This window comes from Pseudomonas sp. TH32 (genome assembly GCF_016650855.1).
Lineage (GTDB): Bacteria > Pseudomonadota > Gammaproteobacteria > Pseudomonadales > Pseudomonadaceae > Aquipseudomonas.
In genome coordinates this window covers 2,034,122-2,058,939 of sequence record NZ_JAEKFA010000002.1, presented here as the reverse complement: position 1 = coordinate 2,058,939, position 24,818 = coordinate 2,034,122, and the positions used below count along the sequence as shown (strand labels likewise).

At 60.0% G+C, this 24,818-nt stretch carries 25 protein-coding genes and 1 pseudogene; 19 read left to right on the top strand and 7 right to left on the bottom strand.

Annotated features, from left to right (window positions below):
* Positions 1-393 precede the first annotated feature (393 nt).
* From JFV30_RS12960 to JFV30_RS12950, 3 genes are all read left to right on the top strand, one after another.
* Positions 394-1,182 (top strand): M949_RS01915 family surface polysaccharide biosynthesis protein, encoded by a 789-nt coding sequence (locus JFV30_RS12960; protein WP_201124150.1) that lies wholly within the window; start codon positions 394-396, stop codon positions 1,180-1,182.
* A 103-nt stretch (positions 1,183-1,285) separates the two neighbouring features.
* On the top strand, positions 1,286-2,200 hold the full coding sequence (locus tag JFV30_RS12955; protein ID WP_201124148.1) for a site-specific integrase: 915 nt from the start codon (positions 1,286-1,288) through the stop codon (positions 2,198-2,200).
* Positions 2,201-2,316: 116 nt separating this feature from the next.
* On the top strand, positions 2,317-2,541 hold the full coding sequence (locus JFV30_RS12950; RefSeq protein WP_201124147.1) for a DUF2188 domain-containing protein: 225 nt from the start codon (positions 2,317-2,319) through the stop codon (positions 2,539-2,541).
* Positions 2,542-2,599: 58 nt separating this feature from the next.
* Here JFV30_RS12950 and JFV30_RS12945 read toward each other — a convergent pair whose 3' ends face one another.
* Both JFV30_RS12945 and JFV30_RS12940 read right to left on the bottom strand, forming a co-directional pair.
* A complete protein-coding gene (locus JFV30_RS12945) occupies positions 2,600-3,457 on the bottom strand; it encodes an SDR family oxidoreductase (RefSeq protein WP_201124145.1) in 858 nt (285 codons plus the stop codon).
* A gap of 99 nt (positions 3,458-3,556) precedes the next feature.
* Positions 3,557-3,829, bottom strand: coding sequence for a DUF2790 domain-containing protein (locus JFV30_RS12940; RefSeq protein WP_169388511.1), 273 nt, complete (start codon positions 3,827-3,829; stop codon positions 3,557-3,559).
* A 276-nt stretch (positions 3,830-4,105) separates the two neighbouring features.
* On the opposite strand from JFV30_RS12940, the gene JFV30_RS12935 reads away from it, so the two are divergent.
* The 11 genes and pseudogenes from JFV30_RS12935 (at position 4,106) to JFV30_RS12885 (ending at position 15,924) form a co-directional block, all read left to right on the top strand.
* Positions 4,106-4,618 carry a sigma-70 family RNA polymerase sigma factor gene (locus JFV30_RS12935; RefSeq protein WP_201124143.1) on the top strand — a complete coding sequence of 171 codons (513 nt, stop codon included), beginning with the start codon at positions 4,106-4,108 and terminating at the stop codon, positions 4,616-4,618.
* Positions 4,615-5,562, top strand: a complete 948-nt coding sequence (locus tag JFV30_RS12930) for a FecR domain-containing protein (protein ID WP_201124141.1) — start codon at positions 4,615-4,617, stop codon at positions 5,560-5,562. Before JFV30_RS12935 ends, JFV30_RS12930 begins: the two co-directional genes overlap by 4 nt.
* 101 nt (positions 5,563-5,663) lie before the next feature.
* Positions 5,664-8,584, top strand: a pseudogene (locus tag JFV30_RS12925) (TonB-dependent receptor).
* Between the two features lie 172 nt (positions 8,585-8,756).
* A complete protein-coding gene (locus tag JFV30_RS12920) occupies positions 8,757-9,518 on the top strand; it encodes a GntR family transcriptional regulator (RefSeq protein WP_076013439.1) in 762 nt (253 codons plus the stop codon).
* Positions 9,515-11,245, top strand: a complete 1,731-nt coding sequence (locus JFV30_RS12915; protein WP_169388507.1) for a fumarate reductase/succinate dehydrogenase flavoprotein subunit — start codon at positions 9,515-9,517, stop codon at positions 11,243-11,245. The genes JFV30_RS12920 and JFV30_RS12915 overlap by 4 nt, the downstream gene beginning before the upstream one ends.
* 40 nt (positions 11,246-11,285) lie before the next feature.
* Entirely contained in the window at positions 11,286-11,531 is a 246-nt protein-coding gene (locus JFV30_RS12910) for a 4Fe-4S dicluster domain-containing protein (protein ID WP_003217650.1), read from the top strand.
* Between the two features lie 121 nt (positions 11,532-11,652).
* Entirely contained in the window at positions 11,653-13,059 is a 1,407-nt protein-coding gene (locus JFV30_RS12905; protein WP_201124139.1) for an ABC transporter substrate-binding protein, read from the top strand.
* A 12-nt stretch (positions 13,060-13,071) separates the two neighbouring features.
* A complete protein-coding gene (locus tag JFV30_RS12900) occupies positions 13,072-13,854 on the top strand; it encodes an ABC transporter permease (RefSeq protein WP_010171047.1) in 783 nt (260 codons plus the stop codon).
* Entirely contained in the window at positions 13,854-14,693 is an 840-nt protein-coding gene (locus JFV30_RS12895) for an ABC transporter ATP-binding protein (protein WP_201124137.1), read from the top strand. Before JFV30_RS12900 ends, JFV30_RS12895 begins: the two co-directional genes overlap by 1 nt.
* Complete coding sequence (locus JFV30_RS12890; protein ID WP_201124136.1) at positions 14,690-15,643, top strand: HEAT repeat domain-containing protein; 954 nt, start codon at positions 14,690-14,692, stop codon at positions 15,641-15,643. Before JFV30_RS12895 ends, JFV30_RS12890 begins: the two co-directional genes overlap by 4 nt.
* Positions 15,640-15,924: a DUF971 domain-containing protein gene (locus JFV30_RS12885; protein ID WP_201124134.1), complete on the top strand. Its 285-nt coding sequence runs from the start codon at positions 15,640-15,642 to the stop codon at positions 15,922-15,924. Before JFV30_RS12890 ends, JFV30_RS12885 begins: the two co-directional genes overlap by 4 nt.
* Before the next feature lie 8 nt (positions 15,925-15,932).
* On the opposite strand, the gene JFV30_RS12880 is transcribed toward JFV30_RS12885, so the two are convergent.
* Positions 15,933-17,135 (bottom strand): multidrug effflux MFS transporter, encoded by a 1,203-nt coding sequence (locus JFV30_RS12880; protein WP_201124132.1) that lies wholly within the window; start codon positions 17,133-17,135, stop codon positions 15,933-15,935.
* A gap of 82 nt (positions 17,136-17,217) precedes the next feature.
* Positions 17,218-17,589, bottom strand: a complete 372-nt coding sequence (locus JFV30_RS12875; RefSeq protein ID WP_242487073.1) for a winged helix-turn-helix transcriptional regulator — start codon at positions 17,587-17,589, stop codon at positions 17,218-17,220.
* A 103-nt stretch (positions 17,590-17,692) separates the two neighbouring features.
* Between JFV30_RS12875 and JFV30_RS12870 the strand changes: the two genes are divergently transcribed.
* Complete coding sequence (locus tag JFV30_RS12870; RefSeq protein ID WP_201124130.1) at positions 17,693-18,430, top strand: SDR family NAD(P)-dependent oxidoreductase; 738 nt, start codon at positions 17,693-17,695, stop codon at positions 18,428-18,430.
* A 67-nt stretch (positions 18,431-18,497) separates the two neighbouring features.
* Here the strand turns inward: JFV30_RS12870 and JFV30_RS12865 are convergent, their stop codons facing one another.
* On the bottom strand, positions 18,498-18,857 hold the full coding sequence (locus tag JFV30_RS12865) for a winged helix-turn-helix transcriptional regulator (protein WP_169388501.1): 360 nt from the start codon (positions 18,855-18,857) through the stop codon (positions 18,498-18,500).
* A gap of 102 nt (positions 18,858-18,959) precedes the next feature.
* Here JFV30_RS12865 and JFV30_RS12860 point away from each other — a divergent pair, with 102 nt between their 5' ends.
* The 4 genes from JFV30_RS12860 (at position 18,960) to JFV30_RS12845 (ending at position 23,414) form a co-directional block, all read left to right on the top strand.
* Positions 18,960-19,709 carry an SDR family NAD(P)-dependent oxidoreductase gene (locus tag JFV30_RS12860; protein ID WP_010171031.1) on the top strand — a complete coding sequence of 250 codons (750 nt, stop codon included), beginning with the start codon at positions 18,960-18,962 and terminating at the stop codon, positions 19,707-19,709.
* A gap of 227 nt (positions 19,710-19,936) precedes the next feature.
* Positions 19,937-21,190, top strand: coding sequence for a tyrosine-type recombinase/integrase (locus JFV30_RS12855; protein ID WP_201124127.1), 1,254 nt, complete (start codon positions 19,937-19,939; stop codon positions 21,188-21,190).
* 11 nt (positions 21,191-21,201) lie between these two features.
* Positions 21,202-22,722, top strand: a complete 1,521-nt coding sequence (locus JFV30_RS12850) for a tyrosine-type recombinase/integrase (protein WP_201124125.1) — start codon at positions 21,202-21,204, stop codon at positions 22,720-22,722.
* Positions 22,723-23,003: 281 nt separating this feature from the next.
* Complete coding sequence (locus tag JFV30_RS12845) at positions 23,004-23,414, top strand: VOC family protein (RefSeq protein WP_201124123.1); 411 nt, start codon at positions 23,004-23,006, stop codon at positions 23,412-23,414.
* Between the two features lie 14 nt (positions 23,415-23,428).
* Here the strand turns inward: JFV30_RS12845 and JFV30_RS12840 are convergent, their stop codons facing one another.
* Both JFV30_RS12840 and JFV30_RS12835 read right to left on the bottom strand, forming a co-directional pair.
* Positions 23,429-23,638: a hypothetical protein gene (locus JFV30_RS12840; protein WP_201124121.1), complete on the bottom strand. Its 210-nt coding sequence runs from the start codon at positions 23,636-23,638 to the stop codon at positions 23,429-23,431.
* 322 nt (positions 23,639-23,960) lie between these two features.
* Positions 23,961-24,776 (bottom strand): AraC family transcriptional regulator, encoded by an 816-nt coding sequence (locus tag JFV30_RS12835; RefSeq protein ID WP_342215103.1) that lies wholly within the window; start codon positions 24,774-24,776, stop codon positions 23,961-23,963.
* Between the last annotated feature and the right edge of the window lie 42 nt (positions 24,777-24,818).

Below are 24,818 nucleotides of genomic sequence, written 5' to 3'. Positions count from 1 at the left end.
CTGATTAAAAATAACGTGGATTCATGGCATTCATTCGGTAGTCCTGACAGGTCACAGTGGGTCTTCCTTGGCTTACGTGAGTAAAGACCAAAATGCTCAAAGGTAAAGCGGAATCAACGAGTTAACCTGCAAAGTACGGTTCGCTCTCAAGTCGTGCCGCCAAGATTAAGCGCAAAAATGTTCAACGAATATGAAACGCAGATGAAAAAGTCGTTTTTTTGGCAGGTAGACAGCTAGTGTTCAGCTAAACAGCAGGAACACGGACAATGCCGTCCTGGCCGCGCGTAGACAAGGATTGGACTTTTTCTGAGTGTTATTTCGCTCCTGAAGAATCTTCTCTGCATTGCCGCGCAAGTGCCGGTAAAGTAAGCCATCTCTTGCCAGGGCAGTCGGATGAATAGCGTGCAGCGTTTACGGCCAATGTTGATGGTGTTGTTGATGTCGGTGGCGTGGGCCACGGTGGTGCGGGCCGATAACGGTGTGGCACTGACGGCCATCGACCCGGTGCCCGATGGCGTGGAAGTGCGGGGTAAACAGGTCGGGGCCTACACCTGGAGCGATAAACAGGGCAAAAACCTATTGGTGCTGGCGGAACAGGTCAGCGAGCGCGACGACGACGGCGCCCAGTCGGCCTTTGTCTACGCCGCCCAGTACCTGCTTGACGGCGACCGGCCCAAGCGGGTGTGGATGCTCTACGACGACGTGCAGCACTGTGAATTTGACGCTGGCGCGCACTTCAACACCGACGCCACCCAGGTCACCGACCTGCTGGGCGATGGTATTAGCCAGGTCACGGTGGGCTATAGCCGCACCTGCACCAGTGATGTCAGCCCCAATGACTTCAAGCTGATCATGCACATCGGCAAGTCGCAGAAGTACCGCCTGCGGGGCATCGACCGCTATGGGGCCAGTTGGTGGGATGAAGACGCCGGCGCCCTGCAAGGCATGCCGTTGCCCAAGGATTGCAGCGTTGCTGCGCAACAGGCACTGGTCAGCCAGTACAAGGAGCAGGGCACCGAGCTGCCGTTGCCGGGCTGTTATGGCGACGAGCAGGACTTCGCCAAGGCGCCCAAACCCTACCTGGACTTCATGCGCCAGCACTGGTTTGCGTTGATGCAGAAGCAGGACACCGACTGGAGCCAGCAGCAGACGCCGGCCCCGGCAGAGGACGATCAGGAATAGCCCCAAGGATTGACCTGCGCTAGACTTCGCGCTCGCCAATTCAATAAATAGGTCGATTAATCAGATGGTTAGTCGATCTATTTAATCCAAAGGCTGATCTACCTTGACTGAGTCTACCCGCAACCCGCTGACCCTCTACCTCACCCGCCTGGCGCCCTCCAGCCAGCTGACCATGCGCTACGTGCTGCAAGACGCCGCCGACCGCCTGGGCTTTGAAGACATCAACCTCGAAGACATCGACTGGCACCTGTTGCAGCCCGAGCAGGTCATGGCGCTGGTGGCCGTACTGCGTGAAGACGGTTACGCGCCGAATACCTCTTCGCTGTACGTCAACGCAGTGCGCGGGGTGATGAATGAAGCCTGGCGCATAAGCCTGATCAGCCAGGATCACCTGCTGAAGATGCGCTCGGTCAAGGCCATGGCCGGCACCCGGCTGAGCCAGGGGCGCAACCTGCGGCGTACGTTGATTCGTGAGTTGATGGAAGTCTGTGCCGCCGACCCACGGCCCCAGGGGCTGCGGGACGCGGCGGTGATCGGGATCCTGTATGGCTCGGGCATGCGTAAGTCGGAGTCGGTGAACATCGAGCTGAACCAGGTCAGCTTTGCCGAGCGCAGCCTGCAGGTCACCGGCAAGGGCAACAAACAACTGATCAAGTACGCGCCGGCCTGGGCCTTTGCCAAGCTGGAGGCGTGGCTGGAGTTTCGTCGCAGCCAGTTGAAAGAGGGCGAGCAGGACGACACGTTCCTGTTCAACCGCATCCGCCGGGGCAGCCATATCACCCGGGAACGCATCACCAAGCACGCGATTTACTACATCGCCCGCCAGCGCGGGGAGCAGGTTGGGGTCAAGATCATGCCCCATGATTTCCGGCGTTCGTTTATCACCCGGGTAATTGAAGAGTACGACCTGTCCATCGCCCAGAAGCTGGCGCATCACACCAATATCCAGACCACCGCCACCTACGACGTGCGCGACGACAATGAGCGGCGCCGGGCGGTGGATCGGTTTGACCTGTAGGGCCGCCTGTAACCTGGGCGGCCAACTGCCTTGAACTCTGCCCGGCGCCTGCGCTCGCAATAACTAGGGCGCGGGTTTTGCCGCGTGCCGTGTTCATTCAGTCAAGGGAGCAGACCATGGATACCTACAACATCAACAAGACCGGCACCGGTTGGGCGTTGACCAAGCAGGGCTCGGCACGGCCGTCGAAAACAGCGGAGACCAAGGAGGCGATCGTCGAGTTGGCAAGGGAGTTTCTCAGCGACAAGACGGCGTCGCTGAGAATTCACAGCATGGATGGGCGGATTCAGGAGGAAAGAACCTATCCGCGCAAGGCTGATCCGACTCGATCTCCAGGTTAACCGAGTCACACATGTGGGAGCGAGCAAGCCCGCTCCCACCCTGGATTTGCATCCGACCCTAGAGAATCGGCTTGCCACCTGTCACGGCATACCGCGAGCCGGAGATGTAACTCGCCTCATCCGACGCCAGCAGCACGTAGATCGGTGCCACTTCCACCGGCTGGCCGGGGCGGCCCAGTGGCGTCTCGCTGCCAAAGCTGTTCACGTCCTCATCCGGCATGGTCGAGACAATCAGCGGCGTCCAGATCGGCCCAGGCGCTACGCTGTTCACCCGGATGCCCTTGCTGCCCAGCAATTGAGCCAGGCCACCGGTAAAGTTGGCAATCGCGCCCTTGGTGGCGGCATACGCCAGCAACGTCGGCTTGGGCATGTCGGAATTCACCGAACTGGTATTGATGATCGACCCGCCGGCCTTCATATGCGGCAGCGCCGCTTTGCAGAGGCGAAACATCGCGGTGACGTTGATATCGAAGGTCTTGACCCATTCCTCGTCGGGGATGTCTTCCAGGGTCTCGTGGGTCATCTGGAAGGCTGCGTTATTGACCAGCACATCGATCCGGCCGAACTGCTCGACGGTCTGGTCGACAATCGCCTGGCAGGTGGCCTTTTGCGCGAGGTCCCCGGGCAGCAGCAGGCACTGGCGGCCGGCTTCCTCCACCCAGCGAGCGGTCTCCTTGGCGTCCTCGTGTTCATCCAGGTACGCGATGGCCACATCGGCCCCTTCGCGGGCAAAGGCAATCGCCACGGCGCGGCCAATACCGCTGTCGGCGCCGGTGATCAGGGCGATCTTGTTGACCAGGCGGCCGGAACCGGTGTAGCTCTTCTCGCCGCAGTCGGGGTAGGGGTCCATCTTCTTCTGTGAACCGGGAACGGATTGGGCCTGGCTGGCGAAAGGTGGGCGTGGGTAGTCAGTCATCTCAATCTCCATAGATCACAACGGGTTCTATGGATTAGTGATTTTCAGCAGCCCAATAGTTGTAATCGATGCCGGTCAGGCCCGACGAATGGTTTGCGATCAACCATGCTGGCAGGCATCGCCCAGGCGCATGTAGTCCAGTTCGTGACGTACGCCATGGCTATCGATATAGACCATGTGGCCCTTGACCGGACCGCACTCGGTGGAAGACTCGGTACTGACGCGCACCACCTTGGCGATATCCAGGTCCTGGGAGTAGTCGTAAGTCTCGTTGGCGGGTGCGCTGGCACTCACAGTGGGCGCCGTGGTTTCGCCCTGGGCGACGGCAAGTGTGCTGAACAGGCCCAGCACGGCGATAAGCAGATAACGCATGGGAACCTCCGGCACCACGAAGGTGGTGAGTTGACTGTGGGGTTCATTCTACAAAGCGCTTGCTGCGGGGATGAACGCCTGCGGGGCAATAGAAGACATCAGCCAAATCGATGACTGCGGCCCTTATATTCATTTGAAAGTTAAAGCGGATTTTTAATTACTTCCAAAGCTCCGCACCTCTGCTGCACAGTCGCTCCCTTTATTCCAAGCCACTTACAGGGTGGTGTTGGCGGATGATTTTCGAGGCAGGTGAAATGCCTCGTAAGGGAGCAAGGCATGGGTGTCAGTCAACCCCTCGGTTACCCATTGATTGGGCAGATGTTCCAAAAGGATTACCAGTGGTTGTGCGGTTCGGTCAGGCGAACGTTGGGGTGTCATCACAGCGCGCAGGACATTGCCTCGGAAACGTTCCTGCGGGTGCTGTCGCTACCGGACCCGGCCGCCATTCGCGAACCCCGCGCACTGCTGACGACCATCGCCCGGCGCCTGGTGTACGAGGGCTGGCGCCGGCAGGATCTGGAGCGCGCCTACTTTGAAAGCCTGGCGCATGCGCCGGTGCCGGTGCATCCGTCACCCGAAGAGCGGGTGTTGGTCATCGAGGCGTTACTGGCCGTGGATCGCCTGCTTGACGGGCTGTCTGCCAAGGCCAAGGCCGCATTTCTCTACCACCAACTGGACGGCCTGACCTACAGCCAGATCGGCGAGCGCTTGCAGGTCTCCACCAGCCGTGTGCAGCAATACATGGCCGATGCCTTCAAGCGCTGCTACCTGGCGATGGCGCAACCATGAGCCTTTTACGCCCGGAAGATGCAGTGGTGGAGGAGGCTGCGCGCTGGATGGCGCTCCTGCAATCGGAGCACGCCAGCGTTCAGGAACGGCAGGCATTCGAGGCGTGGTGCGCGGAGGACATTCGTCACCGCCAGGTGATTGATCAAATGAGCGGTGGCATACGGCTGTTGCGCAGTCAGGCGTTGCACGGGGTACCCAGTGAGCGCCTGTTGCACAGCCTGAAAGCAGCGTCCAGCCGCCGGCGGTTTGTCGCCGGCAGCCTGGGTGTCGGCGCGCTGGCCGCGCTGTTTCTCGGGCGTCGCCAGGGCTGGCTGGGCGATACCGGGGAGCTGTATACCGGCACCGGTGAGCGCAAGCACCTCACGCTGGAGGATGGCAGCTTGCTGACGCTGAACGCACAGACTCGGGTAATGGCGCGCTTCGACGCCCACCAGCGCGTGCTGGAGCTGCGGGACGGCGAATTGCTGGTGGATGTAGCCAAGGACCCGACACGGCCTTTCGTGGTGCAAACCCGGCATGGCCAGATTCGTGCCCTGGGCACCCGGTTCCTGGTGCAGCATGACGAAGCGTCCACCCGCCTGGCGATGCTGCATTCGCGGGTGGAAGTGGTCACCCGGGACGGCGCGCGCCAAATTGTGGAGGCCGGGCAGAGCCTGCGTTTCGATGAGCAGCACACCTTCGGCACTGGCCCGCTCAAGGGCGATGAAGCGGGCTGGACCCAGGGACGCCTGGAAGTCCACGACCGCGCCTTGAGCGAAGTGATCGATAGCCTGCGCAGCTATCGTCGCGGGATTCTGCGCTTGAGCCCGGACGTCGCCCGGTTGCGCCTGAGCGGCATCTATTCCCTGGACGATACGGATCGGACCCTGCAATTGCTGCAGAACTCATTGCCGATTCGGGTGACTTACCACAGCGCTTACTGGGTGAGCATCGGGTCGCGTTAAACCGGTTATAAACTCATAGCTTCTTTGCCTAAACGCCGCCCTATAAAAATCCGCAGGCTGCTGCTCATCCCCTGTAGACACATTCAACAGGGAGATCCTCGATGTTCTTATTCAAACAACAATTACCACGACTGACGCTGGCGGCGGCGTTGGCGATGGGTGTCTGCACAACATCGGTGATGGCCCAGGAGGCGGCCGCCCAGGTGTTCAGCCTTGATATCGCCGGCGGTCCGCTCGATACGGTGCTGCTGGATATCTCCCGGCAGACCGGGGTGATGATTTCGTTCAGTCAACAATTGGTCCAGGGCAAACGCAGCGCCGCCATTCGGGGAAACTTGGGCAGCCTGCAAGCGGTGGACAAAGCGTTGCAGGGCAGCGGCCTGCAAGTGAGTGACAGCGAGCAGGGCCTGACGGTACAGGCGGCGCCCGTGGCGCCGATCCAGGCCGCCCCGGCAGCAGGAAAAAGCACCGACTACCGCCTCGAAAAAGTCACCGTGACCGGTTCGGCGATTCGCCGGGTGGACGCTGAAACAGCCGTGCCGGTGACCATTCTGCGGGTCGAGCAACTGCGCGAACAGGGTGTGAGCACCACCGAAGAGTTGATCAACCGTATCTCCGCCAACCAGTCCTCCGTTGGCTCCGGGCGCTCGGTGGGTTCCAGCAGCGGCGGTGCGGCCTTTGCCGATTTGCGCGGGATTGGCGCGAACAAAACCCTGGTGTTGCTCAACGGCCGACGCCTGAGCAATAACGCGGTCAACACCACCAACGGCTCCGGGGTGGATTTGAACACCATCCCGTTCGCTGCCATCGACCGCGTGGAAGTCCTGCGCGATGGCGCCTCGGCGCTGTACGGCACCGACGCGATTGGCGGGGTGATCAACTTCATCACCAAGACCAGCTTGACCGGCGGCCAGCTGTCGACCAATTACGACTCGCCGACGCGCTCCGGCGGCGGCGACAGCCATAACCTCAGCGGCAGCTACGGTTTCGGCGACCTTGAAGAGGACCGCTTCAACGTGTTCGGCGTGGTCAGCTACGACAAGCAGACGCGCCTGGCGGCCAAGGACCGGGACTTCACCTACAACTACCAGCCTGGTCGTGGCCTGGATTTCACCTCCGGCACCGCCGCGCCGGCTAACTGGAGCCAGGGCAGCAACGCGACCAACCCGCTGGCCGGCTCCGGCTGCAACTCGCCGGGGCTGTTGTCACGCAATGGCATCTGCCGCCAAAGCCTGTGGAGTTACCTGGACCTGGTCCCTGAAACCGAAAAACCTCGGCCTTTGCCAAGGCCACCGGCAAGCTGGCCGATGACCATACCGTCAGCCTCGAGTACTTCTGGGCGCGCAACGAAAACCGGACGCAGATTGGCCCCGGCACCCTGATGGGCGCCCAGGTCAATCCGGGTACGCCTTTCTATCCTGGCAACGGCATCACCCCGGGCCCTACGGGGTTCGCCCTGGACCCGACACAGCCGGTGGACGTGAACTGGCGCGAATCCGATGCCGGCGCGCGCAAACACGAAGATGACAACACCAGCCAGCGCCTGCTGCTGAGTTTCGAAGGCAACGTGGCGAGTTGGGACTACAACGTCGGCGCGTCCTACAACCAGAACAAAGTGGTGCAAACCATTCTCGACGGTTATGTGAACGACCAGACCATCAGCCAGGGTATCGCCAGCGGCGTGATCAACCCGTTCGGCCCGCAGAGTGAAGCGGGCAGGGCGTTGCTGGCGTCCAGCCGCGTCGATGGCGACTACGCCACCGCCGTTGGCCGGGTGAAGAGTATCGACGGGCGCGTGAGCCGTGAAATCGGCGACTGGTTTGGTGCAGGCCCCACGGGCCTGGCGCTGGGAGGTGAATACCGCAAGGAAGATTTTCACCAGGATTTCGCCCAGTTTGCCGAGACCGTGCAGAGCCTCGGCGTAGACCCTAATGGCGCGGTGCGCGGCAATCGCAGCGTCTCGGCCGAGTACGCCGAGGTCAACGTACCGGTGCTCGAAAGCCTGGAACTTTCCGCCGCCGTGCGGCATGACAAATACAGCGACTTTGGCAGCACCACCAACCCGAAATACTCGTTCCGTTTCCAGCCGTTCAAGGAGTTGGTGGTTCGTGGCGCCTACAGCGAAGGGTTCCGCGCACCGTCGCTGTATGAGTTGTACAACCCGACCTACACCAGCTACACCGTGGCCAACTACAACGACCCGCGCTTGTGCCCGGGCGGCACCCCGGCCAATGGCGGGATCGGCAACCGCGACTGCGCCCAGCAGTTCCGCCGGCAGACCGGCGGCAACGGCAGCCTGAGCCCGGAGACCGCCCGTAACGTGACCTTTGGTTTCGTATTCCAACCCATTGAACGCTTGAGCGCCGGCCTGGATTTCTGGTGGATCACCATCGCCAACCAGATCGCCGAGTTCCCCGAGTCGTCGGTCTTCGACGACCCTGACGCCTATGGCGACCGCTTGATTCGCAAGGCTGACGGCTCCATCGATCACATCGTTACCGGCCTGGCCAACCTGGGTAAAACCAAAACCAACGGCGTCGACGTGAGTTTTGACTACCGCTTCCCGAGCACCGCCATCGGTGACTTCGGCATCGGCCTGCAAGGCACCTACGTCAACGAATACAAATACCAGCAGGAGCTCAAGGGCGACTACATCGACAAACTCGGTGATTTCCGTGGCGGCGAGTTCTCCACCGCGGGCGCCGTTGCGCGTTGGCGCCACAGCCTGACCGGTACCTGGGCGCGGGGACCACTGGGCGTTAGCCTGACCAACCGCTACACCAGTGGTTATCACGACTCGGACCCCGAAACCCACGACGCGGTGGGCTCCTACAACGTCTGGGACCTGGCGGGCACCTACAACTGGAGCAAGTCCCTGGCCGTCACCCTGGGCGCGAAAAACCTGTTTGACCGGGCGCCGCCTTTCAGCAACCAGACCTACGCCTTCCAGAGCGGGTACGACCCGAAATACGCCGACCCGTTTGGTCGGATCCTGTATACCCGAGTCAGCTACAACTTCTGATTTTTATAATCATCAGGTCTGACGCGGCCCTATAAAACAGGCTGATCCGCTGCACATACCGGGTAGGTGCAGCGGATCAGCCTGTCCATAACCTTATTCCAAAACGGTATTTCCACGTCTTTCATAAGACTCCTTATGATCACGTCATAACTCGTTATGACAAGTGGTCCTGATGAACGAATCAACCGTCGCCTTATCCCCTCTGTCCAGCGTTCCGCTGCATGCCCAGCTGCGGGATCTGCTGCGCAGCCGCATTCTCGATGGTGAATACGCACCGAACACCCAGATGCCTTCCGAAAGCGAACTGGGTGCGCGCTTCAAGGTCAGCCGCATCACCGTGCGCCAGGCGCTGGGTGATCTGCAAAAGGAAGGCCTGATCTACAAGATCCACGGCAAAGGCACCTTTGTCTCCAAACCCAAGGCTTATCAGAACGTCAGCACCCTGCAGGGGTTGGGCGAGTCCATGACCGAGCGCGGCTATGAAGTGATCAACCGCCTGCGCAGCTACCGCTTTGTGCCCGCCGACAAGCTGGTTGCCGAGCGCCTGGGTGTGGAGGAGGGCACCACGGTCACGCAGATCAAGCGCGTACGGCTGATCAACCGCGAACCGGTGTCGCTGGAAATCACCTACCTCAGCCAGGCCCTGGGCGAACGCCTGGAAAACGCCGACCTGGTGACCCGCGACATCTTCCTCATCCTGGAGAACGACTGCGGCTTACAACTGGGCCACGCCGACGTGGCGATTGACGCGGTACTCGCCGACAGCGAGCTGACCCAGGCGCTGAACGTCGAGGCCGGTTCGCCGATCATGCGCATCGAACGCCTGACCCACACCGCCGACGGCCAGCCGGTGGACTTTGAACACCTGTATTACCGCGGTGATGCCTTCCAGTATCGACTGCGTATCGACCGTCAGCGAGGTAGCCGCCCGTGAGCCGCAAAACCCTGGAACTGGAATACGACATCGTGGTGATCGGCGGCGGTACTGCCGGCCCCATGGCGGCGATCAAGGCCAAGGAGGCCAACCGTGACCTGCGCGTGTTGTTGATCGACAAGGCCAACGTCAAGCGCAGCGGCGCCATCAGCATGGGCATGGACGGGCTGAACAACGCGATTATCCCCGGCCACTCCACGCCGGAGCAGTACACCAAGGAAATCACGATTGCCAACGACGGCATCGTCAACCAGGCGGCGGTGTATGCCTACGCGACCCACAGTTTTGAAACCATCGAGCAACTGGACCGCTGGGGCGTGAAGTTTGAGAAGGACGAAACCGGCGATTATGCGGTGAAGAAAGTCCACCACATGGGCGCCTACGTATTGCCGATGCCGGAAGGGCACGACATCAAGAAGGTGCTGTATCGCCAGCTCAAGCGGGCCCGGGTCACGATCACCAACCGTCTGGTGTGCACCCGTTTGCTGACCGACAGCGACGGCGCAGTGAATGGCGTGATGGGGTTTGACTGCCGCACTGCGGACTTCCAGGTGATCAAGGCCAAGGCCGTGATCCTGTGCTGCGGCGCGGCCGGCCGCCTGGGCTTGCCGTCGTCGGGTTACCTGATGGGCACCTATGAAAACCCGACCAACGCCGGCGACGGCTACGCCATGGCCTACCACGCCGGTGCCGAGCTGGCGAACCTGGAGTGCTTCCAGATCAACCCGCTGATCAAGGATTACAACGGCCCGGCCTGCGCCTATGTCACCGGGCCCTTGGGCGGCTACACCGCCAACAACAAGGGCGAGCGCTTCATCGAGTGTGACTACTGGAGCGGGCAGATGATGTGGGAGTTCCACCAGGAGCTGGAAAGCGGCAACGGGCCGGTGTTCCTCAAGCTCGACCACCTGGCCGAGGAAACCATCCAGAACATCGAACAGATCCTGCACAGCAACGAGCGCCCCAGCCGTGGCCAGTTCCACGCCAACCGGGGCACTGATTACCGCAGCCAGATGGTCGAAATGCACATCTCCGAGATCGGCTTTTGCAGCGGGCATTCGGCGTCGGGTGTGTGGGTCAACGAGCGCGCCGAGACCTCGGTCAAGGGCCTGTATTCGGCGGGCGACATGGCCGCGGTGCCGCATAACTACATGCTGGGTGCGTTCACCTATGGCTGGTTCGCCGGCACCAACGCCGCCAGCTTTGTGGCCGGGCGCGAGTTCAGCGCCGTGGATGCGGGGCAAGTGGCCGCCGAACAGGCCCGGGTGTACGCCCCGCTGGACCGCGAAACCGGCCTGCCGCCGGCCCAGGTCGAGTACAAGCTGCGGCGTTTCGTCAACGATTACCTGCAACCGCCCAAGGTCACCCGCAAGATGGAAATCGGCTTGCAACGCTTCGCCGACATCGAACGCGACCTGGACCAGATGAAGGCCCATAACCCCCATGAATTGATGCGCGCCATGGAAACCAGCGTGATCCGCGATTGCGCCGAAATGGCCGCCCGCGCCTCGCTGTACCGTGCCGAAAGCCGGTGGGGCCTGTACCACCACCGGGTCGATCACCCACAGCGCAACGACGCCGACTGGTTCTGCCATTGCCACCTGAAAAAGGGCGACGACGGGCAGATGGTCAGCTTCAAGAAACCCGTCGAGCCCTATGTGATCCCACTGGATGCCGAAGAGATGCAGGCTTACGACCGCCTGCGCGTAGGGGCTGACGCCGCCTGAATGTGCCTCCCCAAGCTCGCTCACCACAGGACACCGTGAAATGGCCTATCAGCCCCAGGAAATATTCTTCCGCTCCAACGCCCCGGTGACGGTGGACGAAGACAAGTGCATCGCCGAAAAAGGCTGCACGGTCTGCGTCGACGTGTGCCCGATGGACCTGTTGGCGATCAACCCGGCAACGCAGAAAGCGTACATGGCGTTCGATGAGTGCTGGTACTGCATGCCCTGCGAAAAAGATTGCCCCACCGGCGCAGTCAAGGTCGAGATCCCGTACCTGCTGCGCTGAGATCTGCCGCAAAAGCCATCCGCCAACCCCGGACGCCGCCCGAGCAACACCCCCTCGTTTCCCACCACGCCAGACCGTGGCGGAGACGACTCTTTTAACCATGATTCGAGGGGAAAACCCAATGTTATTGCGCGCAACGTTGGCCGGCCTGGTGCTGGCTTCCTTGAGCCTGTCGGCTCAGGCACAAACGATCCGGGTGGCCATCGGCACCCAGGACACCACCATCAACTGCGCGGCCGGCGGCTTGCTGATCCGCGAGCTGGGGCTGTTGGACAAGTACCTGCCACACGACGGCAAGTACAAGGACGCCACCTACGACGTCCAGTGGAAAAACTTCACCAGTGGCGCGCCGCTGACCAATGAAATGGTCGCCGGCAAACTGGACTTTGGCGCAATGGCCGACTTCCCCGGCGCCTTCAACGGCGTGGCGTTTGAGGCCGCAGGCAAGCACAGCCTGTTTATCAGCGTGCTGTCGGGCAATATCAAGGGCAGCGGCAACGGCATCGTGGTGCCGGTCGCTTCCAGCGCCCAGTCGTTGGCGGACCTCAAGGGCAAGACGATTTCCGTGCCGTTCGCCTCGACGGCCCATGGCATGTTGCTGCGCGCCGTAGCGGCCCAGGGTTGGGACCCGCTCAAGGACGTCAACATCATTGCCCAGGCCCCTGAAGTGGCGGGCTCGGCGTTGCAGGCCAACAAGATCGACGCCCACGCCGACTTTGTGCCGTTTGGCGAGTTGTTCCCCAACCGTGGTTTCGCCCGCAAGATCTACGACGGTTCGCAATCCGACACCCCGACATTCCACGGCGCGCTGGTGGACGAGAACTACGCCAAACAGTACCCGGAAGTCGTCGTCGCCTACCTGCGTGCGAGTATCGAGGCCAATCAGCTGCTGGCCGCAGAGCCGGAGAAGTACAGCGAGCTGATCGAAAAAGTCACCGGCGTTGAAGCCGAGGTCAACTACCTGTTCCATGGCCCGCTGGGCGTGCAAACCCGCGACTTGAGCTGGAAGCCCGAGTACCGCCAGGCCGTCGGCACCGCCATCGACACCCTCAAGTTGCTGAAAAAGGCCGATCGTGGCCTGGACCTCACGACCTTTATCGATGACCAGTACATCCGCGCCGCGTTCAAGGCGTCGGGCCTGGACTACCAGGCGCAATTGGGCAACTACGCCCAGTCGCCGCTGAAGGCCAACGATGCGCTGACCGGTGCGCCGATCACTGACTGGAAGCATGTCGCGCAAATCTGGGTCAAGGGTGAGCCCAAGGTGCGGGATTACGCATCGGCCGAGGCGGCATTCACCGCGCTGGACAGCCTCAACAAACAAGGCAAGGCCGTGCGGGCGGTGTATGCCCAGGCCGAGGACAGCGGCATCAAGTTGCTGGCGAGCCAGGCCTGGTTTGCAACCAACAAGCAAGGCCAGCTCAGTGCGTTCCTGCTCAAGGGCCAGGCGCAGCAGTTCGCCCAGGCCCAGGGCGGCAAGGTGTTCAACTTTACCGACGCCGGCGCGCAGGCCGTTGCCGGTCGCTGAGGGAGCGCGTTCATGACAAGCACCCCATGGCGCTGGCTGCCCAAGGCCGCTTCGCTGCTGTTGTGCCTGCTGTTCTGGCAGTTGGCGGCCAGCCTGCATTGGAACCTTGGCCTGGTGACCTTTGCCAATGTGCCCACGCCGGGTTCCGTGGTGCAGGCCGCCCTGGGCCTGGTGGACTCGGGCAAGCTCGCCCGGCACCTGAGTGCGAGCCTGACCCGGGTGTTTGAAGGTTACCTTGCGGCGGCAGTGGTGGGGATCGGTCTGGGCATCGCGATAGGCCGCTGGAAGTGGGCGGAAGACCTGCTGCTGCCGCCGCTGGAGGTGATCCGGCCGATCCCGGCGGTGGCCTGGATCCCGTTGGCGATCCTGATGTTTCCGTCGTCGGAGTTGTCGATGATCTTCATCACCTTCACCGGCGCGTTGTTTCCGGTGCTGCTCAATACCGTGCATGGCGTGGAAGGCGTCGACCCGCGCCTGATCGCCTCGGCGCGCAGCCTGGGGGCAGGGCGCCGGGCAATCCTGCTGGAGGTGATTGTGCCGGGCGCCGCGCCGAGCATCATCACGGGCCTGGCAATTGGCATGGGCACTTCCTGGTTCTGCCTGGTGACGGCGGAAATGATCTCCGGCCAGTACGGTATCGGCTATTACACCTGGGAGTCCTACACCATTCAGAACTATGCCGACATTGTCGTCGGCATGCTGTTGATCGGCGTGCTGGGCATGGGCAGCAGCCTGTTGGTCAAGCGCCTTGGCGCATTGTTCACTCCCTGGCATCGACCACGAGGTAAAGCCTGATGAGTCATCTTGAAGGCTGTGTCGACATACGCGGCTTGTCCATTGTCCTGGGCGAAAAGCAGCAGGCGTTCGAGGCGGTAAAGGCCCTGGATTGCAGGATAGAACCGGGGCAGTTCGTGTGCATCCTCGGCCCGTCCGGGTGTGGCAAGTCGACCTTGCTCGGCGCGCTGGCCGGGCACCTCACCCCGAGCCTGGGCACCCTGGAAATGGACGGCCAGCCCGTGGTGGGGCCGTCACAGCAGCGCGGCATGGTGTTTCAGCAACACACGCTGTTCCCCTGGCGCTCGGTGCGCGAAAACGTCGCCTTCGGCCTGAAGATGCGCGGCGTGGGCAAGGCCGAGCGCCTCGCCGCCGCCGATGAAATCCTTGAGCTGGTGGGCCTCGAAGGCTTTGCCGAGCGTTGGCCAAACCAGCTGTCGGGCGGCATGCAGCAGCGGGTGGAAATTGCCCGGGTGCTGATCAACCGTCCCGGCCTGCTGTTGATGGATGAACCCTTCGGCGCGCTGGACGCCCTGACCCGCATGAAAATGCAGGCCTTGCTGCTCGACATCTGGACACGTATCCGCACCACCGTGGTGTTTGTCACCCATGACATCGACGAAGCGTTGTTCCTGGCCGATCGCATTCTGGTCATGAGCCCGCGTCCCGGACGCATCATCGAAGACTTCCAGCTGACTTTCCCGAGACCCCGCAGCACCGAGCTGATGACCTCGCCGGAATTTACCCACCTCAAGCGCCATTGCCTGGAGCTGCTGCACCACGAAGATGGTCGCCAGTTGCCCCGGCTGAACCCGCTCGGGCTGCCCAACGATCACCCAAGACCGCGATTTGCCATATGACCTATGAAACCGAAAACCCCGACATCGAAGCCCTGCGCCCACGGCTGCAAGCGCCGGATGCCGGCATGCGCCGGATCGCCCTGATTGACCTGGCCGACCTCGAAGACCCCGACGGCCTGGTGTGGCTGGTGGACAGCCTGAGCAACGACCCGGCCACCGACGTGCGCGCCCAGGCCGCCAGCCTGCTTGAAGCCTGGGAAGAAGATGAGGTGGTCGAGGCGCTGTGCCAGGCACTGACCGACCCTGAAGCGTCGGTACGTGACGCCGCCGCCCAGAGTTTGAGCGTGCTCAAGACAACGCAGGCGGGCCGGTTGTTATTGCCCTGGACCACCCACGCCGATGTCAGCGTACGCACCGCGATATTCCGCGCCCTGCGCGAGTTGCGCCTGGAGGCCGCGGCGCCTTCGGCGTTGCTGGCGCTGAACGATGCCGATGCCGGCGTACGCCGCGAAGCAGTGGGCGTGCTCGGCTGGCTCAAACACCTGCCAGCCCTGGAGGCGTTGGCGACATTGGCCAGCAGCGACCCGGACACTGAAGTCCGCCGAGCTGCCACCGGTGCCCTTGGCCTTGCCAGTGATGATCGGGTACTGCCGGCGCTGTATCAGGCGCTGCAGGACGCCACCTGGCAGGTGCGAGAAGAGGCGGCGACCACCCTGGGCAAAGTCGGTAGCGCCAGCGCTGGCGAAGCCTTGATCCACGCGCTGGCCGATGAATATTGGCAAGTGCGCCTGCGCGCCACCCGCAGCCTGGGGCGCCTGCGGTACACACCCGCGTTGCAGCCACTGATCCTGACGTTGGGGCACAGCATCAGCAATCTGCGCAAAGAAGCCGCCCTGGCGCTGGGCGAGTTGGGCGACCGGCAAGCCCTTGGCCCGTTGCGGGACGCTGCCGACGACGGCGACCCGGAAGTGCGCAAGGCCGTACGCATTGCCCTGGCCCAACTGCAATGAACAGCGCGCCTGAACGCATTGGCCGGGATGACGAAGGGCGCTTGAGGCTGGAGTGGCGCGAGGGCGTGCAATGGATCGACCACGCTCGCCTGCGACGCGAATGCCCGTGCTCACAGTGCCGGGCCTTTCGGCTGAGAGGCACGCCGCCGCTGGTGGCGGACGGCGTGCGGGTGGTGGAAGTCCATTCCCAGGGATATGGCGTGCAGTTGATCTTCAGCGACGGGCACCAACGGGGGATCTACCCGTGGGCTTATCTGGCCGGGTTGGGGGCATCAAAATGACCTGAGCGCTATGAAGAGGTCCCGGCCAGGTGCGGTGGCAAACGGCGGAGCGTCCATAGCGTGGTGAAGAGTGCCGCCACCGCGCTCAGAGCGATGCCGATCAACATCGGCGCCGGCGTATGGTCGGCAAACACACCCACCACCGCCATGCACACGGCGGCGGTGATCATCTGGATCGCGCCCAGCAGTGCTGATGCAGAACCGGCCACGGCGCCGTGGTCTTCCAGGGACAACACCCCGGCCGCCGGCAGCAGCAGGCCGAGAAAACCAAAGCCAATAAACAGCAGCGTCATCATCAACGGCAGGCTGTTGGCCCACAGGGTGGTGAGCGCCAGCACGGTCATGACCATTGCCACGCCCGTCACCGACCAGCGAATCAGCGGTGCCAGGCCAAAGCGTGCGCTCAAGCGCGCCGTGAGTTGGCTGAGGGCAAAAAACGACGCGGCGTTGAGGGCGAAGCACAGGCTGAACTGGGTCGGCGTAAGCCCGTAGTACTCGATGTAAACGAACGGCGCGCTGCCGATGAACACGAAGAAGGTCGCCAGGCCAAAACCGCCCACCACCGACAACCCGGTAAACACCGGGTCACGCAGCAGCGCGCCGTAGCTGCCGAACGCATTGCCCAGGGTCTTGCCCAGGCGCCGTTCGGCGGGATGGGTTTCCGGCAGTTGCACGGCGGTCATGATCAGGCACAGCACCGCGGCCACGGCCAGCGCCCAAAACACTTCACGCCAGCTCCACACTGCGATCACCAGGCTGCCGGCCAGCGGTGCGAGGATCGGTGAAATACTCACCACCAGCATCAGCAACGCCATCAACCGGGCGGCTTCATGGCCGGTGTACAGGTCGCGGACAACCGCCCGGGGAATCACCATCCCGGCGCAGGCGCCAAAGGCCTGCAAGGCCCGGAAGCCAATCAGCACCTCGATGTTTGGCGCCAGGGCGCAGCCTATACTGCCCACGATGAAAATCACCAGGCCGGCATAGATCGGCGGCTTGCGCCCGAACACGTCGCTGATCGGCCCGTAAAACAACTGGCACACCCCGATGATCATGAAGAACACCGTGAGGCTCATCTGCACGGCAGCAGGCGAGGCGTGCAGGCTGGCGCCCAGCGTCGGCAAGGCCGGCAGGTAGCTGTCGATGGCAAAGGGGCCGACGGCGGTGATCAACCCCAGCAACAGGGCGAGGTGGGCGATACTTCTAGGCATGGGGGTTCCGGGCGGCATCAAAAGAGCGGCAAGCTTAAGTAGCGCGGCCCGGGTATACAAGCAGGTACGGCAGAGTAACCGGCTAGGTGTTGCGCAGGTCCTCGTCCTGCCACTTAAGCGACAAATCGCGCATTTGCTGCATGAACTCGCGCATGTCGTGCAGGCGCGCCGTGGGGTAATACGTGACTTCGGGGGATTTGCCCGATGTGGCCCTGCGCACCAACAGCCCGCGCTCTTCGAGTGAGCGCAAACGCACAGTCAACACCCGCGCAGAGATGCCTTCTACCCGGCGCCGCAAAGCGCCAAACCGGATAGGGCCGTCAGCCGTCAGTACCAGCAGGATATGCAAAGTCCACGGCGCGGTAATCAGCTCCAGCAGCACCCTCATTGCACACCGTTGGGCCTCGGATTCGCCCGTTTCGCAGGGTGTTTTTTCGATTTGGATCGATGACATCGGCATGACTCCAGGGCACCCGGTTACTTGAAAGTGCCTACTTACAATGATTTTTCGGGCGACTTACTGTGAACGCATTCGAGTGACATTCAGAGGATTCGTCATGGGCCGTTTGGTCAATAGAGTAGCCATTGTAACGGGTGCATCCAAGGGCATCGGCGCGGCGATCGCCGTCTTGTTCGCCGCTGAAGGAGCCTCGGTTGTCGTCAATTATTCCAGCAGCCAGAGCGGTGCGCAGGCCGTGGTCGCGCAGATCCATGCGTCGGGTGGCAAGGCGATTGCGGTCAAGGGCGACGTGTCCGTTGGTGCCCAGGCCGTCGGGATCGTCGAGGCGGCCATTTCAAGCTTTGGGCGGCTGGATATCCTCGTCAACAACGCCGGCGTTTATGAGTTCGCGCCACTGGCCGGGATCACCGAAGGGCACTTTCATAAGGTGTTCAACATCAACGTGCTGGGCCCGCTGCTGATGACGCAAGCTGCCGCGAAGTATCTGGGGGAGGGCAGCAGCGTGATTAACATCGGTTCCAATGTCACTCACATGAAACCCCCCACGTCTGCGGTGTACACCGCGAGCAAAAGCGCAGTGGAGGGCATCAGCGGCGTACTGGCCAAGGAGTTGGGTGGGCAAGGAATACGGGTTAACACGCTCAACCCCGGCCCGACACGTACCGATGGCACGCGGAGCATGATGGAAAGCGAGATGAGCCAGGTACTGATCGACCAGACGCCATTGGGCCGGATGGGGTTGCCCGAGGATCTTGCGAAAGCGGCGTTGTTCCTGGCATCGGAAGAGTCGGGCTGGGTTACCGGCGATGTACTGGTGGTCAGTGGAGGGCTGTAAGGCCGCTCGAAGGGTGATAACTCAACTAAATATCCATTTAGTTGAGTTGGGTATCAGGGGCAGGGGGTCAGGGTTGGGCGAGGGCAGACGTGCGTCGTTCAGCAATGCGTTCCACCGTTTGCATATGTTCCGTGCCCCACTGGCACAGCGCACCCAGCGCTGTGGCCAGGGATTGCCCGAAGGGCGTCAGGGAATACTCGACTTTGGGCGGTATTTCGTGGAAATCAACGCGTTCAATGATCTCGTCACGCTCCAGTTCCTTGAGTTGCTGGATCAGCACCTTATCGGTGACACCGCCAACTGCGCGCCTTAATTCGCCATATCGGTGAACATTCTGCGCCAGGTTGAATAGAACGAGCGGCTTCCATTTGCCACCAATCACCGCCAGAGCGGCTTCGAGACCACAGTTGAAAGAGTTGTTGGCCATGGTTGTGCAGGCTCCGGAGGGTACTTACTAAAAGGTGCATACTATTCAAAAGAATAGCGCAGTTCTACAGTTGGGCCTCAACGTTATTCTTTGGAGTTAATCATGAGCAGGCTCAACGGGAAAATTGCGGTGGTGACCGGCGGCAACAGCGGCATCGGCTTGGCAACGGCCATTCGCTTTGCGGCTGAGGGCGCGCAGGTGGTGATCGTCGGACGGCGGCAGGAAGAACTGGATAAAGCGCTGCAGCTGATCGGACCTGATGCTGTCGCTATCCGAGGTGACATTTCAAATCTGGAGGATCTGGAGCGAATCTTCGCTCAAGTGAAAGCCACCAAAGGTCGGGTTGACGTGCTGTTTGCCAATGCTGGCCTGGGGGATTTCCAGCCGATCGGGTCGATCACCGAGGAATCGTTTGACCGTACCTTCGGCATCAACGTCAAAGGCACACTGTTCACCGTGCAAAAAGCCTTGCCACTGATGAGTGCTGGCAGCTCAGTCATCCTGACCGGTTCGACCACAGGAACCATGGGAACACCGGCTTTCAGCGTCTACAGCGCCACAAAAGCGGCACTGCGTAACTTCGCAAGGAGCTGGGCGCTTGACCTGAAAGGCACGGGCATTCGTGTCAACGTACTTTCGCCCGGACCGATCGCGACACCAGGCCTGGACCTGGCGCTTTCAGGTACCGGTCAAAAGGATGCGATCGTTGACAGCATGGTTGAACAGTTGCCGCTGGGACGCATCGGTCAGCCGGAAGAAGTTGCGGCGGCGGCGTTGTTCCTGGCGTCGGATGAAAGCAGCTTCATGACCGGCAGTGAAATGTTTGTGGACGGTGGGTTTGCACAAGTCTGAGACGCAGCGTTTTGAGGGGCGGTGCCCGTTGAAATCTGACTGGCACTGCCCCTGATAACGAATCATACGATTACGCATAATGTATATTATGTTAAACGACAGGTCATGTCATAGATGTTCATGAGCTGCCCAAGCCACTGATTCGACAAACCCGCTTCTGGCGTCCACTCTCTCAACGGGCCATGTACTTCGTGTTCATGGCAAGTCATTGAATGAGGTGGCTGCCGATGAAGCTGATTCAGTGCCATTTCTCTTCAGGTCAGCGTGTACCGCTGCTCTTGCAAGCTGGTAATGCAGCGCCGTTGCCCATACTCGTTCCGTTCATCTACGTCCAACTCAAACTCAGGCACCGCGCTTACAATACTGCTGCGGCGCATCTGCGCGCGATCCAGGCTTTCTACACCTATGCCAAAACCCGAGATCTGGATATCGATGAGGCCATCTTGGCCTGCCACTTTGAGGCGATTCTGGCTTTGCTGGATGGTTACGCCATCTGGCTCCAAAGCGGCCGTCAAGCCGATAATCTGGTCGCCCGAATCGGCACCGCTGCAACGGCACCTTTTCCGCAGATCGATCCGCGTACCCGTGACCAGTACCTGCGATTGCTGAAGCAATACCTGTCCTGGTGTATCACCCGTTACATCCCCCGCGCCCGTCAAAACTCAACCACCCTGGTTAACATCGAGGTGGTATTTGCAGATGTCGCCGACGTCATAGAGCGGCGCTTTGAGAGCCATATCATCAATGTTCGTCCCGACCACACTCGTTACCGCAGCCTGACAGCTACGCAACTCCAGATCATTCGCACACTGATTCGCCCGGGCGCCGCGGAGAATCCGTTTCCGGAACGATTGCAGTTGCGCAATTGGCTAATGATTGAATTGCTGCTGGAGACTGGGATCCGTCGCGGTGAGCTTCTGAAGCTCTACACCACGGATATCAATCAGGGTTCTCAGCATGCCTATGTCAGCATCAATGATCGCGAACATGACCCAGGCGACCCGCGCGCTGAAGAGCCTGCACTGAAAACACGTGGTCGTACGGTCGGCATCTCGGCGCAGTTGTATGAGGTCTATGAACGTTATATCGAAGGCAACCGACGCCCCGTGCGCAACGGTAAACCGATGAAACTGCCTTACCGCTATTTGTTCATCTCCGACCAAGCCCGCCCACTGTCGATTCGCGCCCTATCTAGCGTGCTTGATCGGCTGTTTCTGACCATTGAGCTGGCTCATCCGGGACTTTTGCCTACACTATCCGCTCATGACTTTCGTCACACCTTTGCTGACCACTTCTTGGCATACCTGGTCGAGACGCGGGGGTATGACCTAGAGCGAGCTACAGACGAACTCCGGCGAGTCTGTGGCTGGTCTGATACTTCGACGATGCCACGTCGTTATGCAAGTCGTTATCTAGCCGAGTCGGCCAACCTCCACAACGCCCAGCGGGCTTCGGCGGCTTGGGAGCGGCTCGACACGTAGGGAGATTAGGTGTGGCCAAGTCATCTGACCAAGAACACGCGTTACCCGCCTCCCCTGCGCCAGCCTATGTGTTCGAGGGGCCGGCTCAGGTTGCTATTCGAACTCGTACTAATGACCAGCCAAGGTACGTCGATACCCGATTGAGCGTCTGGACGTGGTACGACGGCGGTCTTGCAATGAAAATTGATTGGACTGCTCTTCGATTTAGCTCTGAGCTCATGGCAATTAGCAAAAGCTTTATGGCATATGCGCTTGAAAAATATGCACCAAGAACTGCGCAAATGTTTGCAAATTCCCTTCAGGTTTTATCTAGGACTAAGCTAGCAAATGGCCTTCCTTGGGATAAGACCCTTCTAATTACCGTTCTTGAGAACTTGAAAAAATCAAGACACGATCTTGTAGGATTTCGTAGGTTTTATCGTTGGGCGGTTGATAGAGGCATCAAAGGTTTTGATCTAAATACTTACCTAACAATCAAAGATACAAAGTCAGCCCGGGTGGATCCGTATGCACGAATTTTTCTTTCGCAGTCTGGTTTTGACCTTGATGAGGAGGTTCGGTTGCTCAAGCGTATTGAGCGAGTACTTCCAACAGATCCTTGGGAGGAAGCCCAGTTAAATTTGATGCTTCTCTTGGGTTTTGAGCTCGGACCGCGCGCGATTCAGTTCCACTCGCTTGACATTGCGGATTTTGAATTCTTTGAAAGCACTAATCATGAGAAGTACTACACATTGTGGCTCCCCATGGCCAAAAAGGTTGGTCAACGCCGACCTGAACGCCGACCCCGCAAAATAACCACCCGGCTGGGTGAAAAAATCTCACAGCATGTTTCGGAAATTCAACGCCGCTTTGGCAGCAACTGTGAACCATTATTTGTAAATCCCAAAGGAAGGCGCCTCTCGGTAACCGAAATCGGTGTAGGCCTCAAACACGAGCTGCGTGAAGCCGGGATAGACAAACCGAACCAGGTAACCATGTTACTGCGTCATCACCTCGGGCAAGGTTTGGCGGACCAAGGAACTCCAGCAGACATGATTGCCGAACTGCTGGGCCACAACAGCACAGTTGCGGCGCGTGCTTATGTAACGGCAACCCCAAACATTGCTCGGATCAAAGAGAAAGCACTGGGTAAGAGCCCGGCCTATCAACGCATCATGCGCAGCTTATTAACTGGGGAAATCGTCCAACGCCGCGATACGGTGCCGGAAAGAGCCATCCGCGGCGTCATCGATACGCAGTACATCGGGGACATTGGTGCCTGCGCCCTCCCGGTTCATACCCACTGCCCCTACAATCCCGTGTATGCCTGCTACACCTGCAAGAAGTTTCATCCGTTTGCTGACGGCCGCCATGAGCAGGTGAAAGAGGCGCTGCAACGAGAAGCCCAACGGTTCATTGACATGGCAGAACAAGCCGGAGACCTCATTCACAACCGGCCCCTCGCCCAGCATCAGACAACCATCCTGGCAGTAAGCGCTACGATCGAACGCTGCCGGCAGCACACGGAGGATGCCGCAGATGACACTGTCTAGGGCACGGGAGAGCCTCGAAGGTTTCATTAACCGGGAGCAAGCGATTTTTCAGTCATTACCGATTACGACTCCGTGGGAGTCAACGCTGTGGTCGGTCGAGCATTGGCTGCCGCAGCGCTTAAAGCAACAGACCATCACCTTTGAAACTCACCGGCAATCGCTTGAAAAGTATGGCTATTCTGTTCCTCCTAAAGCTGCCCTCCCCTTGGATTTCCAGGATTTTTGCAAGGCCTTAATCGTATACATGATAATTTGACTGCCTTTTGAAAGGGGCTACCAGCATGTCAACCGCGGGAACGCTTCATCACGTTGAGATCAACGTTTCGTCATTACAAGAATCGCTTCGGTTCTGGGAGCCATTACTCTCGATGCTTGGCTATACAGAGCATCAAAATTGGCATGCCGGCCGAAGCTATATCCTAAACGGTACGTATCTTGTTTTTGTTCAGGCAAACGACCTGGAGAGCGATTTTAACCGCAGAGGTGTAGGTTTGAACCACCTCGCGTTCCATGCGGGTTCGCACGAACAGGTGGACATGATTACAAAATGGGTCCGAACTCAAGGTTTTCGTGTGCTCTATGAAGACGTCCATCCGTACGCCGGTGGAGCCCCTCACTACGCCCTTTACTGCGAAGACCCAGACAAAATAAAAGTAGAGATCGTCGCACCAGAATCTGTGGCTGAAGCTTAAAACAATTCCCCCCATTATTTCTCATTGGCCACGATCGCCGCGTACAGCGTGGTGGCGTTTGTAATATGAAGCGCCCGCCCGCCACGATAAACGTCGCGAGCATATAGAACATGAAATGCGCCGACTGCGATGCCGGGGCAAATCCGCAGAGCCCCATAGCAGACCGGAAAGGATTGACCCGCGATAATCAACTCCTCAGCAGAATCGCCCGGCACCGTAAACATTTTTCAGCCTCACTGAGAGCCTCGGCCTCCTATCGGAGCGTGGCGATCTAGTTAGGAGCTACTCCAGTAATACAGGCATTCCGGCCTCATAGCCTAGATCTTTGCCGTAAGGGGTTGGGCGTATGGACAACCACAGCTTGCGGACGACGTGTTAAGTTGTCGATTATTGCTAAAACTCGAGAAAACCCAGAGAGAAAATGGCTAATTATGAGAGATTCCCGAATTTATTCTCATTAATTCGCAGTACATCTGGAAAGCTCGCACGTGGCTTGGCTTGCGGACGTTCTCGTAAATAAGCGATTGGCTCACCGGATCACAGCCGCTATCCCCTGATCAAGAATTCTCTAGGCGACTCGCCCATTATCCGTCGGAACATGGCACTGAAAGCACTGGGGCTTGCGTAACCCAGATCTCTGGCAATCACTCCGATCGCTTGACCTTGCTCCAAGCGATCCAGCGCCGTAGCGAGGCGTACCTGCTGCACCCAGTGACGAAATGTCAGTCCGGTCTCTTTCAGAAACAACCGGATCAACGTTCGTGAGCTAGCACCTACTTTATCTGCCCAATAGTCGATGGATTGTGCGTTTTCCGGGTGCGCGAGAATGGCGTCGCAGACACTGGCCAACCTTCGATCAGCAGGCCAGGGAATTTGCAAAGGCAAGCTGCGCGACAATTCAAGCTCGCTGAGGATCAACCCCACAATGTGGGCATTGCGAACGTTCTGAGGATATTCGACCGGCTGGTCTGCCAAGGCCAGAATCAGCTCACGCAACATCACTGAGACTTCAAGCACCTTGCACTCGGCGCCGAATGCCTGTGATGCCTCTGGATCGATATAAATCGAACGGAGCTTGACCGGACTGAGCATCAGTTGGTCATGCACAACGCCCGCAGGGATCCACAGTGCTCTTTTCGGCGGCAGGAACCACAGTCCATTTTGCGCGGCAACACGCATGACGCCACTGGACGCATAGAGCACCTGCCCGTGCTTGTGCGTGTGAGGCTCATTGTATTCGCCGGTGTGTTGATTTCGAACCAGGACCGTCATTTGCCGGGGAACATCACGGTAGTCCAGGTAATCTTCGCTGCGTTCAGGACTCGCCTCACAAACAGCCACTGTACGAATTTCTCGCGTCACACCACCCTCCTCCATGGATCACTTCGGTCAGCTCATACACAT